Here is a 14,535-nt window from a genome sequence, read left to right as displayed (position 1 = left end):
CCAAAGTAAATCATTAGCGGAACCTAGTAGGGTGGGCACCGCCCACCAATGAAGGATGCTGCGGCATCAATCTCTCCAGTGGCTGATCTGGTCGTTCTATCGTTGCATTTGAAAAAAGGAGGACGGCGTCCACCCTTGGACTAACCGGCCGGATCGTCATACGCCGAGCGAAACTCGACCCTCAAACCGGGCATCCCCTCCTCCGCGCACCACTCCCGGTCGACACAGAGATCGGCCACGGCCACTAGTTGGTCCCCCGAAAACAGCAGCGGCAACCGATCCCGCTGCCAGGGGGGCAAGCGGTATTCCTGTAACAATCGCTTTAGATCGCGCCGATTGGACCGGCCGACCGGCCAGAGACTTTCCCCACCCTCGCGCATGCGCCAGTTGAGGTCGGGGGTGTCGGCTTTAAGTCGATTCGGGCCTTCGGTGACTCGAGTGAGGGTGAGGTCGCCGACTCCGGTCCAGTGGGTGGTGTGACCGATGTCGACGCTTGGGGGCTGGCCGACGTCAGGCCGGTCGGGCACCCAATAGAGCGCGGTGCGGAAGCGTCGGATGGTGCCGTTGCCGATCCGGACCTGGGGTTGGGCGTCGGGTTGGGCGCGGACGACGTCGTGAAGGATGCGGTGCATCAGGGCTTCGGAGGGCGGACGGACGCCTTGCTGGCGCAGCCATAGGTGAATCAGGGAGATCACCTGGTCATCGGGCCAGTCGTCGAGCTGGACGGCCTTGAAGGCTCCGTCGTGGGCTAGACGGTGGTCGAGAGCGTGCTCCAGTTGTTGTTGCTGTTGCTGGGCGGCCTGGTTGAGCTGGCCGAGGCTTCGGTTGAGCGTCTGGCGGTAGCTCGGCCAGCGTTGCTCCAGGCGCGGGAGGATGTCGTGGCGCAGGTAGTTGCGGTCGAATCGGGTGTCGGTGTTGCTGTCGTCTTCGATCCAGTCGAGCCGGTGTGTCCGGGCATAGGCTTCAAGTCCCGCTCGCGGGAGGTCAAGGAAGGGGCGCAGCAGTTGGTAGCCGCGGCGTTCCGATTCGGCTTGCATCGCACTCAGACCGTGCAGGCCGGCGCCGCGCAACAGACGCAGCATGAAGGTTTCGAGTTGGTCGTCGAGGTGATGGGCCAGCCAGAGGCTGTGGCCGGGGGCGACCTGTTCGTCGAACAGGCGGTAGCGCTCGTCGCGGGCGGCGGCTTCGAGACCCTGCCCCGTGCTTTCGACGTGAACCCGCCCGGCGACGAAGCGGCAGCCCAGTTCGAGGCATCGGTGTTCGCACTGGCGTTGCCAGTCATCGGCGTGGGCACTGATGCGGTGGTTGACGTGCAGTGCGACAACCTGCCGCGGAGACAGGGTTTGGCATAGGGCGTGCAGTAAGACCTGGGAGTCGAGACCGCCGCTGAAACCGACGAAGACCGGTCGCGGCTCGACGCGGTCGAGCCAGGTGTTGATGGTTTGCAGTACGGTGTCGGGCATGTCAGTCGGCGGCGCGCGGTCCGGTTCGTTCGGGTCGCGGCAGAACCCAGAGGTAGCGCAGTTTTTCCCGGTCGCCCCGTCGCCAGAGTTCTGACCAGCGGGGGACTTTCACGGTTTCGATGTATTCGGCGCCCAGTTTTTCGCAGGTGCGAACGGAGGCCGGATTGTCGGGATTACAGGTAATCCAGAGTTCGGTCATGCCGTGATCGAGGGCGACCGGGACGATGAGCTCACAGGCTTTGGCGGCGTAGTGGTGGCCCCGGTAGGGCCGGTCGATGCCGTAGCCGATCTGGCCGGCGTAGGTGACCAGGGCGTGGGTGTTGCCGATGCGCAGGTCGATTTGGCCGATGAGGGTGCCGTCTAGCAGGACGATGTCGAACAGGTAGGCAGGTGCCCCTTCGAGGGCGCGGTGGCCTTCAAGGTAGCGGTTCAACAGCAGGGCGATCTCGTCGCCGACTATGGGGTCGTACTGTCGAAATGGATAGGAGTAGGCGGCAGTCATCGGCTCCTGGGTTCCGCTCCGTGGTGACGGTTTGCTCAGTCTTGTGGGTAAGCATAGACCGAAACCGTGGCCGGTTTCGAGTATGTTGTTTGGATTTTGGCTTGGCGGGATTGTGTGCCTAATGTGGGTGACAGTGCCTGGGTGGTGCTTTGCCGGGGTTGCCAGAGGTGCCAGGAATTCGCGAGAAGTGCCGGTCGCCCCTCAAGCGGACCGCTGCAAGTACATCCATGTAAGCTCGGCGGCCCGCATCCGACCGCCATGGATGGCGGAAGTGCCGGTTTTGCAGGAGCAAAAAAACCGGTCCTGCGGGCCGACGTCCGCCGGAGGGACGACCGGCACCTCTCGCTCAGCGCTTCGGCAAGGTCCTGTAGGGCAGAAGAGCCCTAGGCGATATCTGCCGGGGCGGGCAGCGCCCGTCTTCCGAAGTGGCCAGGGGCCGACTGGAGGGCTTCGCCCTCTCGGCAGATTTCGGCTCCACCTCTTCTGCCCTACTGTAATACTTGTTTGCGAGGACTACTATGTGGGATTGGCGGCGGCACGGCCAAAGTGGCGAGTGTCGGGGTAGCCCATGGAAGGGATGTACGCAGCATGGATGCTGCGGTCAAGCCTACATGGACGTATTTACGGCGACCCTGCCATGGGCTACCCCGACACTCGTCACGAACCACTGGCAACCAACCTTGCCCTTCCGAAGTGAACCTGGCCACTATCAAAGACGACTGGCGCACAAGCCAACCCAGAAAAGGCCAAATCAAGCTTCAGGACTCGATCCCGTAAGCCATCAATCGCTTGTATCGACTATCCAGCAAATCGTCGACGGGCTTGGTGCGCAGCTCGTCGACCTGTTGGGTGAGTTGCTTTTTGAGGTTGGCGGCCATGAGTTCGTAGTCCCGGTGGGCGCCGCCCAGGGGTTCTTTGATCACGTTGTCGACGAGACCCAGGCTGTGCAGGCGTTCGGCGGTGATGCCCATGGATTCGGCCGCATCGGAGGCGCGTTCGGCGGTTTTCCAGAGAATGGAGGCGCAGCCTTCGGGGGAGATGACCGAGTAGGTGCTGTATTGCAGCATGTTCAGGTGATCACCGACACCGATGGCCAGGGCGCCACCGGAACCGCCCTCGCCCACGACCGTTGCGATGATCGGGGTGCGCAGGGAGGACATTTTCAGCAGGTTGAAGGCGATGGCTTCGCTCTGGCCGCGCTCCTCGGCACCGATGCCCGGGTAGGCGCCGGGTGTGTCGATGAAGGTCAGTACCGGCATGCGGAAGCGTTCGGCCATCTGCATCATGCGCAGGGCTTTGCGATAGCCTTCGGGCTTGGGCATGCCGAAGTTGCGGCGAACCTTCTCCTTCACGTCGCGCCCCTTCTGGTGGCCGATGACCATGACCGGTCGGTCGTCCAGGCGGGCGATGCCGCTGACGATGGCGGCGTCGTCGGCGTAGTGGCGATCGCCGTGCAGTTCGTCCCAGTCGGTGAAGATGTGCTTGACGTAGTCCAGGGTGTAGGGACGCTTGGGGTGACGGGCGAGCTGGGAGATCTGCCAGGAGCTCAGGTTGGAGAAGATCTGTTCCGTCAGTTTCACGGACTGGGCGTTGAGCTTCTCGATTTCCGAGGAGATGTTCAGGTCGTTACGGTTGCCGACCAGCCGGAGTTCTTCAATCTTGGCGATCAGATCCGCGATGGGTTGTTCAAATTCCAAGTAATCAGGATTCATGCCGGGTCCCTAATCGAGTGTGGCAGGCGTTCGGGCTCGTCCCGGTCGCCTGCCTGGCTCAGCGAAGATTCATAATAACCCGTCAGCCTAAAAGGTGTCCTTTGATTGAGCAAGGGCATCAATTCTTATTGAGCTTTGAGTAAACGGAAAAAGTGGGGGTGGTGTGGCGGTGTGGTTGGCTTTTGGTGGGCGGTGCCCACCCTACTCGAAACTAAGAGGGTGAGCGCCGCTCTTCAGTCACTAGTCCTGATAGCGGAACTGGAAGGCTCCGTTTTCGAAGGTCTGGCGCAACTGGTGCAGGGTCTCGTCTTCGAGCGGTATTCGATGCTCGGGGCCGAGACGCACCTGGCCGCGGGCGACGTCCGATTCGTAGTTGACCCAGACCGGTGTGCCCTGCCCGTCTTCCAGGTCGGGGCGGATCAGTTGCTTGAGGCGGCTCATGAAGGTATCCGCCTCGGTCACGGTGACGGTGAATTCGATGCCTCGAATCAGTTCCTGGCGCGCCTGGGTCAGGGTGTAGATCTTCTTCGAGCGGATGCGGGCCCGTTCGGCATAGTCGTCCCAGCCAACTTCGGCTTCGACGATGATGACCTGGTCCGGTTCGAGCAGGTCCTTGTAGGTTTGATAGTCCTCGCCGAACAGCGTCATTTCCACCCGGCCGGTACGGTCGTCCAGCGTGACGATGGCCATGGTGTCGCCGCGCTGGGTCTGGCGGGTGCGCACGCCGAGCACCAGTCCGGCTAGCGTCTTGGTCTGTTTGCGCATACGGCGCAGTTCGTCCGGGGAGACGTCGAGGTCGCCCAGGCGCAGGTTGGCGATCTTGCGCACTTCGGCTTCGTATTCGTCGATCGGGTGGCCGGTCAGATAGAGACCGAGCGTGTCCTTCTCGCCCATCAACCGTTCTTTCAGCGAATGCTGAATCACCGAACCGTAGGGCTCGTAGGGGTCGGTCCGGGTTTCTTCCTGGATCTCGCTGAACAGGTCGATCATGCCGGCGGCCTGGTTGCTGGCCGATTGTTCGGCGGTTTTCACGGCGTCGTCGAGGGCGGCCAGCATCATGGCGCGGTGTGGCGCCAGTCTGTCGAGAGCGCCAGCCTTGATCAGCGCTTCGATGCAGCGTTTGTTGACCTTGCGGCTGTCGATCCGCTCGCAGAAGTCGAACAGATCCTTGAACGGTCCGCCTTCGGTGCGGGCATTGACGATCGCCTCCACCGGGCCTTCGCCGACGCCCTTGATGGCGCCGAGGCCATAGATGATCTGGTCGTCGTCGTTGACGGTGAACATGTAGGCGCCTTCGTTGACATCCGGCGGCAGGACGTCGATGCCGATCTGGCGGCAGTCCTCGATAAAGATCACCACCTTGTCGGTGTTGTCCAGTTCCGAGGACATGGTCGCGGCCATGAAGGCGGCCGGGTAATGCGCCTTGAGCCAGAGTGTCTGATAGGACACCAGGGCGTAGGCGGCGGAGTGCGACTTGTTGAAGCCGTAGCCGGCGAATTTTTCCACCAGATCGAAGATTTTGGTCGCCAGTTCGGCGTCGATGCCCTGCTCCTTGGCCCCCTGGGCGAAAATGGCGCGCTGCTTCTCCATTTCCTCGAGTTTTTTCTTGCCCATGGCCCGACGCAACAGGTCGGCGCCGCCAAGGGTGTAGCCGGCCAGCACCTGGGCGATCTGCATCACCTGTTCCTGGTAGAGGATGATGCCGTAGGTGGGCGCCAGCACGGGCTTGAGCCACTCGTGTTGGTACTGGGCGTCCGGGTAGGACAACTCTTCGCGGCCGTGCTTCCGATTAATGAAGTTGTCCACCATGCCGGACTGCAGAGGGCCCGGACGGAACAGCGCCACCAGGGCGATCATGTCTTCCAGGCAGTCCGGCTGCAGCCGCTTGATCAGGTCTTTCATGCCGCGCGATTCGAGCTGGAACACAGCCGTGGTCTGGGCTTTTTTCAACAGCTGGAATGAGGGTTCGTCATCGAGCGGAATGTGGGCGATGTCGATCGGTTTCTTGCCCTCGGCCTCCAGACGCGGATTGATGATTTTCAATGCCCAGTCGATGATGGTGAGCGTTCGCAAACCCAGAAAGTCGAATTTGACCAGGCCGGCGGCTTCGACATCGTTCTTGTCGTACTGGGTGACCAGACCGGTGCCGTCTTCCTCGCACAGCAGGGGCGAAAAATCGGTCAGCTTGGTCGGTGCGATCACCACGCCCCCGGCGTGCTTGCCGGTCTGGCGGGTAATACCTTCCAGCTTGAGCGCCATCTCCCAGATCTCCATGGCTTCCTCGTCTTCGTCGAGGAAATCCTTGAGCTCCGAGACTTCGTCCAGTGCCTTGTTCAGGGTCATACCCGGGTCGCCCGGGATCATCTTGGACACCTTGTCGGCCAGGCCGTAGGCCTTGCCCTGAACACGGGCGACATCGCGCACCACAGCCTTGGCGGCCATGGTGCCGAAGGTCACGATCTGGGACACGGCGTCGCGGCCGTACTGATCGGCGACGTACTGGATGACCTGGTCGCGCTTTTCCATGCAGAAGTCGACGTCGAAGTCGGGCATGGACACCCGTTCCGGGTTGAGAAAGCGTTCGAACAGCAGGTCGTATTCGAGCGGGTCCAGATCGGTGATGTCGAGCGAGTAGGCCACCAGCGAGCCGGCACCTGAACCCCGGCCCGGACCCACCGGAATATCGTGTTCCTTGGCCCAGCGGATGAAGTCCATCACGATCAGGAAGTAGCCGGGGAAGCCCATCTGGATGATGATGTCGAGTTCGAAGTCGAGCCGCTTGATGTAGTCGGCCTTTTTGGCGTCGTAGTCCGGGTCGTCGTCTTTCAGAATCACCGCCAGGCGGCGTTCGAGGCCTTCCAGGCTGATCTTGCGGAAGAACTCGTTCATCGTCAGCCCTTCCGGAATCGGGTAGTCCGGCAGGAAGTATTCGCCCAGATGCACGGTGGTGGAGCAGCGTTCGGCGATCAGCACGGAGTTTTCGATCGCCTCCGGGATGTCCTCGAACAGGGCCGCCATCTCGTCCGGGGATTTCAGATATTGCTGATCCGAATAGCGGCGGGCGCGCTTGGGGTCGTCCAGCACGACACCGTCGTTGATGCAGACCCGGGCTTCGTGGGCGTCGAAATCTTCCTGGGTCAGGAACATCACATTGTTGGTCGCCACCACCGGAATACCCAGTTCCCGCGCCAGCAACAGGCTGCCTTGCAACAGGGTCTCGTCCTGGTCGCGTTGTGTGCGCTGCAGTTCCAGGTAGTACCGATCGCCGAAGACGCGCTGCCAGCGCTCGGCCAACTCGCGTGCATGGTCGGCCTTGCCGCGACTGAGGGCGTCCCCGACATCGCCATGGCGCGCGCCGCTGAGCAGGATCAAACCTTCGTGCTTCGCCTCCAGCCATTCCGCCTTGGTGATGGGAATGTCCTTGTGCTGGTTGGTCTGGTACGCGTCGGAGATGATCTCGGTCAGGTTGCGGTAGCCCTGGGGGTTCATCGTCAGAACCGTCATCAGAAACGGGGCGTCGGCATCGGCCGGGTTTTCGATCCACAGGTCGGCGCCCAGCAGGGGTTTGACGCCGGAGCCCAGGGCCGCGTTATAGAACTTGATCAAGCCGAAGAAATTGCTGATGTCGGTCATGGCGACGGCCGCCATGCCCTGCTCGACCGTGGCCTTGACCAGTTCCTTGGGGCGGATCAGGCCGTCCCAGAGCGAATATTCGGTGTGGACTCTCAGATGCACGAAGGATGCGGACACGGTATTGTTTCTCCTGATGGGTCCTGGAGTGCGGTCTAGGGCACTGTGTAATCGTTGTTTCGCGGCTCAGGCGGTTTTTTCGCCGGTGGCGGCTTCCAAACAGGCCCGAACCGGGCCATAGCTGCGGCGATGATGTTCGAGTATGCCGTGCTCGCGAATGGCCGCCAGGTGTTCCGCCGTCGGGTAGCCCTTGTGTCGGGCGAATCCATACTGCGGATATTGCCGATCCAGTTCAACCAGTTCACGGTCGCGCTGGACCTTGGCGAGAATCGAGGCCGCGCCGATGGCCGGAACCCGGGCATCGCCCTGGACGATGGCCTCGGCAGCGCAGGGCAGACCCGGGGGCAACTTGTTGCCATCGACCTGGCAGAAATCCGGGGTGACCGACAGGCCGAGCACGGCACGCTTCATCGCCAGCAGGCTGGCCTGCAGAATGTTCAGTTCGTCGATCTCGGCGACACTGGCGCGGGCGATGCACCAGGCCAGGGCCTGTTCCTTGATGGTCTCGCTCAGGGCATCCCGGCGGCGTGCGGTCAGCGCTTTGGAATCGGTCAGGCCGGGAATTGGCCGCTCCGGGTCGAGTATGACGGCGGCGGCGACCACATCCCCGGCCAGAGGCCCCCGGCCCACTTCGTCAATGCCGGCCAGGCGACGGGCGCCGGCCTCGAAATCAAATCCGGTCTGGCTCATCGATCAGTTTCCCTCAATGACGGACAAAACAGCCTGAGCGGCCTGGTCATCGGCACCCCGGGCCAGTTGACGATGCAGAAAACGGGCTCGCTGCTCGAATTGGTCGCGGTAGTCGGTGTCGGTCAGAATTTTTATCAGGTCGCGACTCAGGTTGTCCACCGTCGCGTCATCCTGCAGATGCTCCGGCACCCAGTCGGTCTTGGCCAGGATGTTCGGCAACGACACCCACTGGGTCGTCGCCATGGCCTTCATGATGCGGAACGTCAGGGCGTTCAGTTTGTAGGAGACCACCATCGGCCGCTTCAGCAGCATGGCTTCCAGCGCCGCTGTGCCGGATGCCAGCAGGACACCGTCGGCGGCCGTCATGACGTCGGAGGACTGCCCCGAATACAATTGGATGTGCAATGAGTTGCCGTGCCGGCGGACCGCCGCCTCGATCTGTTCGCGGCGGTATTCGTTGGCGGCCGGTATCAACACCGTCAATGGGCCGGTTTCTTGCTGAACCCGGGCCGCCGCCTCCAGGAACAGCGGTGCGAGCCGAGCGACTTCGCTGCCGCGACTGCCCGGCAAAACCGCCAGGCAGCGTTCCTCCAACGGCAAACCGAGACGCTGTCGCGCCGCCGCGCGATCCGGCTCGACCGGCAAGCTGTCGGCCAGCGTATGGCCGACGAAAGTAACCGGCACCCCGTGTTGCTGATAAAAGTCGGCCTCGAACGGCAACAGTGTCAGCATGTGGTCGACAGCCTTGGCGATCTTGTGAATGCGCCCCTGGCGCCAGGCCCAGACGGATGGCGAGACATAGTGCATGGTCTTGACACCGGCCTCGCGCAATTGGCGTTCGAGACCGATGTTGAAATCGGGAGCGTCGATGCCGATGAAGACATCCGGCCGCCAGTGAATGCACCAGTCCCGGTAGGCGCGGCGGATGCGGAACAGTTCGCGCAAACGGCCGACGACTTCGGCGATGCCCATGACCGACAACCGTTCCATCGAGACCCGGCTGTCCAGCCCCTGGGCCATCATTCGCTCGCCACCGATACCACCGAATTCGATGTCCGGATGGCGCGCGCGCAGAGCCTGCATCAGCCCGGCCCCGAGAATGTCGCCGCTGGTCTCACCCGCCAGCAGGGCCACACGAATCGGTCGAGCCATCAGCGAACGATACCCCGCTTGGAGCCCTCGATACTATCGACGAACACCCGGACTTCCGGATGCTCCTCGGCCAACGGCGCGAGTTCATCCAGCGCCTCGCGCACCGTCTTGCCTTCGCGGTACACAATCTTGTAGGCGCGGCGCAAAGCCGTCATGGCGGGTTTTTGGAACCCCCGCCGACGCAGGCCTTCGACATTCATGCCGTGCGGTGTCGCGGGGTACCCCTGAACCGTCACAAAGGCGGGCACGTCTTTGAGTACGGTCGAACCGGCGCCGAGAAAGGCGTGGGCGCCGATCGAGACGAACTGGTGGACGCCACAGTTACCACCGATGATGGCATGGTCGCCCACATGGACGTGGCCGGCCAGTTGAGCGTTGTTGGCCATAATCACCGAATCGCCCACGACGACGTCATGAGCGATGTGGGCATACGCCATGACCAGGCAATGACTGCCGACCCGGGTCTCGCCGCTGTCCTGAATCGTGCCCCGATGCAGGGTGGCGAATTCGCGAATGGTGTTGTGGTCGCCGATAATCAGGCGGGTCGGCTCACCCTTGTATTTCAGGTCCTGACAGGCTTCGCCGACACTGGCGAACTGAAAAATCTTGTTGTAGCGCCCGATGGTGGTCGGTCCGTTGACGACCACATGCGGGCCGATCCAGGTGCCCTCGCCAATCTCGACATCGGGCCCGATGACGCTGAAGGGCCCGATGGTGACCTTGTCGGCGATTCGGGCGCTCGGATCGATCTGAACCGTTGAATGTATCACGACGTCATCTTCCGTTCCGCACAGAGAATATCGGCCGTGGCGGCCAATTGACCGTCCACCTCGGCCCGGCACTGGAACTTGTAGATGCCGCGCCGCGCGGAGACCAGTTCGGAGTGGAGTTCCAGCCGGTCACCGGGCACGACCTGCTTCTTGAATTTGACGTTGTCGAGCCCCGCGAACAGGTACAAATAGCCATCGGCGGCGCGATTGCCGCTGGTGGCGAACCCCAGGATGGCGGATAACTGAGCCAGCGCCTCGCAGATCAGGACCCCCGGAAAGATGGCGCGATCCGGGAAGTGACCGTTGAACAGTTCTTCGTTACCCGAGATGTTCTTGTAGCCCTGAATTCGCGTACCCGGTTCCAGTTCGGTAACGCGGTCCACCAGCAAAAAGGGATAGCGATGTGGCAAGTAATCCTTGATGGCCTCGTGATCCAGGGGTAACGATAGACTCATTCGGGGTCCTCTTGTTCTGAAGATGATTTGGATGCCGACGCCTTCTCCAGTGCCTTGAGGCGTTGCTCCATGTTTTCCAATTGGCGCAATCGCGCCACGGTGCGGCGCCATTCCCGGCTCGGCTGTATCGGCCAACCGGAAGAGTAGAGACCGCCTTCGCGGGTACCCTTGGTCACCATGGCCTGACCGGTGAAATGGCTGCCGTCGGCGATCTTGATATGGCCGGCGAATCCGGCCTGGCCGCCGAGGGTGCAATTGCGTCCGATGTCGGTACTGCCGGATATGCCGACCTGAGACGCCATGGCGGTTCCCCGTCGGATAACGACGTTGTGGGCGATCTGCACCAGATTGTCGATGATGACATCGTCTTCGATGACGGTGTCCTCGATGGCCCCGCGATCGACCGTGGTATTGGCGCCGATTTCGACCCGGTCGCCGATGCGGACGCCGCCAACCTGGGCGATCTTGGCCCAGCCATTGGTGTGGGGGGCATAGCCGAAGCCATCGCTGCCGATCACGGCACCCGACTGAATCAGGCAGTCCGCACCCAGGATGACATCATAGTACAGGGTGACGTTGGCCATCAGTTGGGTACCGCGCCCCAGGTGCACCCGGTCTCCGAGCACACAGCCCGGGCCGATGCGGCAACCATCGCCAATATCACACCCGGCGCCGATAACGGCGTTCGCCTCGACGGTCACCTGTTCGCCCAGGCGGGCGTCCTCGGAGACCACGGCACTGGGATGGATGCGGCCGGACGGCGGCGGCTGTCGGCTGAACCGCTCCGACACCCGGGCATACGCCAGATAGGGGTCTTCGACGACCAGCAATGCCGCGCCGGAGGGCGCCGCCTCGACCTGATCGGCCTTGAGCAGTATCGCACCGGCCTGGCTGGAGGTCAGCCGACGCCGGTACTTGTTCGAGGCGAGAAAACTGAGCGCGTCGGGTCCGGCCTTATCCAACGGGGCCAACTTGACCAGGGACTGATCCCAGGCCGCCTCGTTACCCGCCAGATCCGCCGCCAAATGCTGTGCCAGTTCCCTCGCCGTGACCATCAGTTACCGCTCTCTTCCTGCTGGGTTTCGTACAACTTGTTGAACTCGGCCAGAACGGCTTCGGTAATGTCGAGCGAATTACGATGGTAGATGACCGCCTGTTTGTCGATGATGATATCGAACTGATCCTTATCGACGGCCTGTTCGATCGCCTTGGCCATCAGCGGCTGATGCTGGCGGATAAAGGCGCTGCGACGCTCGTTCTGCACCTGCTGCAGCTGACGCACCAGTTGTTCGCGGTTGCGCGCCTTCTGTTGCAGGTCGGATTGCAGTTGCGTCTTCTCTTCATCGGTCATGATGTCGGCGTCGGTCTTCGCCTTGCTCTGCAGTTGGCGAATGGATTGCTCCAGCGTCTGTACCTGCTGTTCTTCCTCGGCGAATTCCTGCTTCAGGGCCGCGGTGGCCTCCTGCGCCGCCGTGCTGTTGAACAACACATAGTTCTGGTCGAGCAGGGCAATTTCCGCCGCCTGTACACCCGCCGCCATGGCCAGGGCGACCAGGGCGGTCATCAGGCGATTAATGAGCGTCTGCACTCGGTTTGTCGATGCGGTTGCGATTGATTGTGTCACGGCAACTCCTAAATCCGGTCGGTTCAAGTCAGTTCAGTCGGCCTTAGTATGACAGGCCGATGGTAAAGGCAAAGTTCTTCTCCAGGTCGCCGTCCTGGGCGTTCAGCGGCCAGGCGTAGCTGAAGCTGAGCGGCGCCAACGGTGTTATCCAGGTCACGTCAACCCCGGCAGCATACCGCATTTCGGCGAAATCAATACCTTCCTGGCAGGTTTCGTTATCGGTACGGCATTGATCCGTGAATACGTTTCCGCCGTCCAGGAACAGAGAAGCTCGAAACGAGCTCTGGTCCTTGACGAACGGCATGGGAACCAGCAGTTCCGCACCGTACAACACCTTGATGTTGCCGCCGATCGGCGACGGATCCGTCAGATCATCACCGTTTTCGTCCACACTCGGTGTACTGAGCGGACCCAGGGAACCATACCGGAAGCCGCGAACCGAACGCACGCCACCGGCGTAAAAGTTCTTGTAAAACGGCAGGGTGTCGGCATCGCCGTATCCACCGCCATAGCCCAGATCGGTATGCAGACGGAAGCTGTAGTCGTCGTTTACCGGGAAATACTGCTCGGCGTTGCCGGTCAGGCGATAATAGGTCAGATCGCCCAGAGGCGTGGCCACCTCGGTCGACAACGACATCTGACGACCGCGCGTGGCCTTGAAGGTCCCGTTCAGGGTGTTGTAATTCCAGGTCACGCGGGCATCGATGATCTCGTAATCGTCGCCGTTCGCGTCCTTGAAGTCGGTCATTTCCTGGGGCGCCGAGTCACTCAGGAAGAGTTCGTCCTGGCTGTAGCCCAGGGCATAGTTCAGGCGCTGGTTCTCCGAGATCGGATAGCCCAGCGTCAATCGGCCGCCGGCCGTGTTGGTGGCGTATTTACTGAAGGTGGCCTGGCTGAAATCGGTGCGCCGGTAATACAGATCGATGCCCCGGCTGACGCCGTTAACCGTGAAATACGGGTCCTCGAACGAGAGATTGTAGTTCTGTTCGGTGCTGTTCACGGTCACCGACGCGGAGAAGTCATACCCCTTACCCTGGAAGTTCTTCTGTTGCATCTTGGCTTCGGTGAAGAAACCGCTGACGTCCGAGTAGCCGATGGAGCCGCTGATTTCGCGCTGGGTGGCTTCGTCGACCACGACGATCAGATCCACCAGGTCGTCACGCCCTTCCACACGCTGGGTGCGAATGTCCACCCGTTTGAAATACCCCAGCCGCTCCAGCCGGCCTTTCGACAGGCGGATATTGCGGTTGATGACCAGGGCCCGTTCCAGCTGGCGCAATTCACGACGGATCACTTCGTCGTTGGTTTCACTGTTGCCGCGAATCTCGATGCGGTTGACGTAGACCGGCTTGCCGGGGTTCACGCTCAGGGTGACATCGACGGTGCGGGCTTCCCGGTCGGGGTCGAGCTGGGTCTGGACATCGGCGAAGGCATAGCCGCGCGCGCCCAGGGCATCGGTGATGGCGGAACTGATGTTGCTGATGGCGACCCGGGAATACAGATCGCCGGACTCGACGTCGACCAGGCCATTCAGTTCCTCGTCGAGATCGACCAGGTCACCGGTCAGTTGAATGCCGGAGACGTGATAGGGTTCGCCTTCGAAGACATTGAAGATCAGGGTGATGTCGGACTTGTTGTCGGCGATGGAAACCTGATGGGATTCCAGTCGAAAGTCCAGGTAGCCCCGGTCGAGATAGTAGTCTTCCAGTCGCGACAGGTCGCCGGTCAATTGGGCCTGACCGAAGCGGTTACGGCGGGCGATCCATTGGAAAACATAACGTGAACTGGACTCGCGCAAACGCAGGGTGTCGAGCAGTTCGTCGTCTGTGAAGACTTCGTTGCCGGTGATCTCGATGTGGTCGATCGTGGCCACCGGTCCTTCGTTGATGTCGAGTTCGACTTTGACGCGATTGAGCGACAGCGGGGTAATCTCGGGCTCGACGGTGGCGTTGTAACGCCCTTGCATGGCGTACTGTCGTTCCAGTTCCAGCTCGATCCCCTCCAGCAGGGACTGGCTGTAAATTTCACCTTCGGCCAGACCCACGTTATTCAATACCCGCTCCAGCGTTTCGGTGGGTATGGTCTTGTTGCCGGAGAATTCGACCGAGTCGATGGAGGGACGCTCGGTCAACTCGAAAATCAGTTCGTCGCCATCCCGCAGTACGCGAACATCGCTGAAGTACCCGGTCGAGTAAACCGACCGCAGCCATTCATCGGCGTTGTCCGAATCGACCCGATCGCCTTCCTGGATCGGCAAAGCGCGCAGCACCGAGCCCAGGGAGACCCGTTGCAGGCCATTGATGGTGATCGCTGACAACTCGAAAGGCTCGGCCCAGGCACCGACACTCAGCAGCAACGCCGTCAATGCTGCACACGCTGATCTCATAGAATCTCCCATTCTCAAACAATCGGCCGGG

11 protein-coding genes are annotated in these 14,535 nt (G+C 61.6%); all 11 read right to left on the bottom strand.

Annotated features, from left to right (window positions below; all coding sequences use genetic code 11):
* Positions 1 to 140: 140 nt before the first annotated feature.
* Positions 141 to 1,463 carry a tRNA lysidine(34) synthetase TilS gene (gene tilS, locus IE111_RS15730; protein ID WP_189610469.1) on the bottom strand — a complete coding sequence of 441 codons (1,323 nt, stop codon included), beginning with the start codon at positions 1,461 to 1,463 and terminating at the stop codon, positions 141 to 143.
* A gap of 1 nt (position 1,464) precedes the next feature.
* A complete protein-coding gene (locus IE111_RS15725) occupies positions 1,465 to 1,965 on the bottom strand; it encodes a GNAT family N-acetyltransferase (protein WP_189610467.1) in 501 nt (166 codons plus the stop codon).
* A 758-nt stretch (positions 1,966 to 2,723) separates the two neighbouring features.
* Positions 2,724 to 3,677, bottom strand: coding sequence for an acetyl-CoA carboxylase carboxyl transferase subunit alpha (gene accA, locus IE111_RS15720; protein ID WP_189610465.1), 954 nt, complete (start codon positions 3,675 to 3,677; stop codon positions 2,724 to 2,726).
* A gap of 240 nt (positions 3,678 to 3,917) precedes the next feature.
* Positions 3,918 to 7,427 (bottom strand): DNA polymerase III subunit alpha, encoded by a 3,510-nt coding sequence (dnaE, locus tag IE111_RS15715; protein ID WP_189610463.1) that lies wholly within the window; start codon positions 7,425 to 7,427, stop codon positions 3,918 to 3,920.
* 66 nt (positions 7,428 to 7,493) lie between these two features.
* A complete protein-coding gene (gene rnhB, locus IE111_RS15710) occupies positions 7,494 to 8,117 on the bottom strand; it encodes a ribonuclease HII (RefSeq protein ID WP_189610461.1) in 624 nt (207 codons plus the stop codon).
* Between the two features lie 3 nt (positions 8,118 to 8,120).
* Entirely contained in the window at positions 8,121 to 9,269 is a 1,149-nt protein-coding gene (gene lpxB / locus IE111_RS15705) for a lipid-A-disaccharide synthase (RefSeq protein WP_189610459.1), read from the bottom strand.
* Entirely contained in the window at positions 9,269 to 10,039 is a 771-nt protein-coding gene (gene lpxA / locus IE111_RS15700) for an acyl-ACP--UDP-N-acetylglucosamine O-acyltransferase (RefSeq protein WP_189610457.1), read from the bottom strand. The genes lpxB and lpxA overlap by 1 nt, the downstream gene beginning before the upstream one ends.
* Positions 10,036 to 10,494, bottom strand: coding sequence for a 3-hydroxyacyl-ACP dehydratase FabZ (fabZ, locus tag IE111_RS15695; protein ID WP_189610455.1), 459 nt, complete (start codon positions 10,492 to 10,494; stop codon positions 10,036 to 10,038). Before fabZ ends, lpxA begins: the two co-directional genes overlap by 4 nt.
* Positions 10,491 to 11,549: a UDP-3-O-(3-hydroxymyristoyl)glucosamine N-acyltransferase gene (gene lpxD, locus IE111_RS15690; RefSeq protein ID WP_189610453.1), complete on the bottom strand. Its 1,059-nt coding sequence runs from the start codon at positions 11,547 to 11,549 to the stop codon at positions 10,491 to 10,493. The genes fabZ and lpxD overlap by 4 nt, the downstream gene beginning before the upstream one ends.
* Positions 11,549 to 12,118 (bottom strand): OmpH/Skp family outer membrane protein, encoded by a 570-nt coding sequence (locus tag IE111_RS15685; protein WP_189610451.1) that lies wholly within the window; start codon positions 12,116 to 12,118, stop codon positions 11,549 to 11,551. Before IE111_RS15685 ends, lpxD begins: the two co-directional genes overlap by 1 nt.
* Positions 12,119 to 12,161: 43 nt before the next feature.
* Entirely contained in the window at positions 12,162 to 14,504 is a 2,343-nt protein-coding gene (gene bamA, locus IE111_RS15680) for an outer membrane protein assembly factor BamA (RefSeq protein ID WP_189610449.1), read from the bottom strand.
* Positions 14,505 to 14,535: the final 31 nt, after the last annotated feature.

The sequence above is a fragment of the Saccharospirillum salsuginis genome, assembly GCF_014651855.1.
GTDB classification, from domain to species: Bacteria; Pseudomonadota; Gammaproteobacteria; order Pseudomonadales; family Natronospirillaceae; genus Saccharospirillum; species Saccharospirillum salsuginis.
Note: the sequence above shows the minus strand (reverse complement) of the source record. Positions and strands in the feature narration are given on the sequence as shown.

Coding starts and splice junctions, on each gene's coding strand:
- tilS (WP_189610469.1), bottom strand. CDS start 1,463: ATGCCCGACACCGTACTGCAAACCATCAACACCTGGCTCGACCGCGTC.
- IE111_RS15725 (WP_189610467.1), bottom strand. CDS start 1,965: ATGACTGCCGCCTACTCCTATCCATTTCGACAGTACGACCCCATAGTC.
- accA (WP_189610465.1), bottom strand. CDS start 3,677: ATGAATCCTGATTACTTGGAATTTGAACAACCCATCGCGGATCTGATC.
- rnhB (WP_189610461.1), bottom strand. CDS start 8,117: ATGAGCCAGACCGGATTTGATTTCGAGGCCGGCGCCCGTCGCCTGGCC.
- lpxB (WP_189610459.1), bottom strand. CDS start 9,269: ATGGCTCGACCGATTCGTGTGGCCCTGCTGGCGGGTGAGACCAGCGGC.
- fabZ (WP_189610455.1), bottom strand. CDS start 10,494: ATGAGTCTATCGTTACCCCTGGATCACGAGGCCATCAAGGATTACTTG.
- lpxD (WP_189610453.1), bottom strand. CDS start 11,549: ATGGTCACGGCGAGGGAACTGGCACAGCATTTGGCGGCGGATCTGGCG.
- bamA (WP_189610449.1), bottom strand. CDS start 14,504: ATGAGATCAGCGTGTGCAGCATTGACGGCGTTGCTGCTGAGTGTCGGT.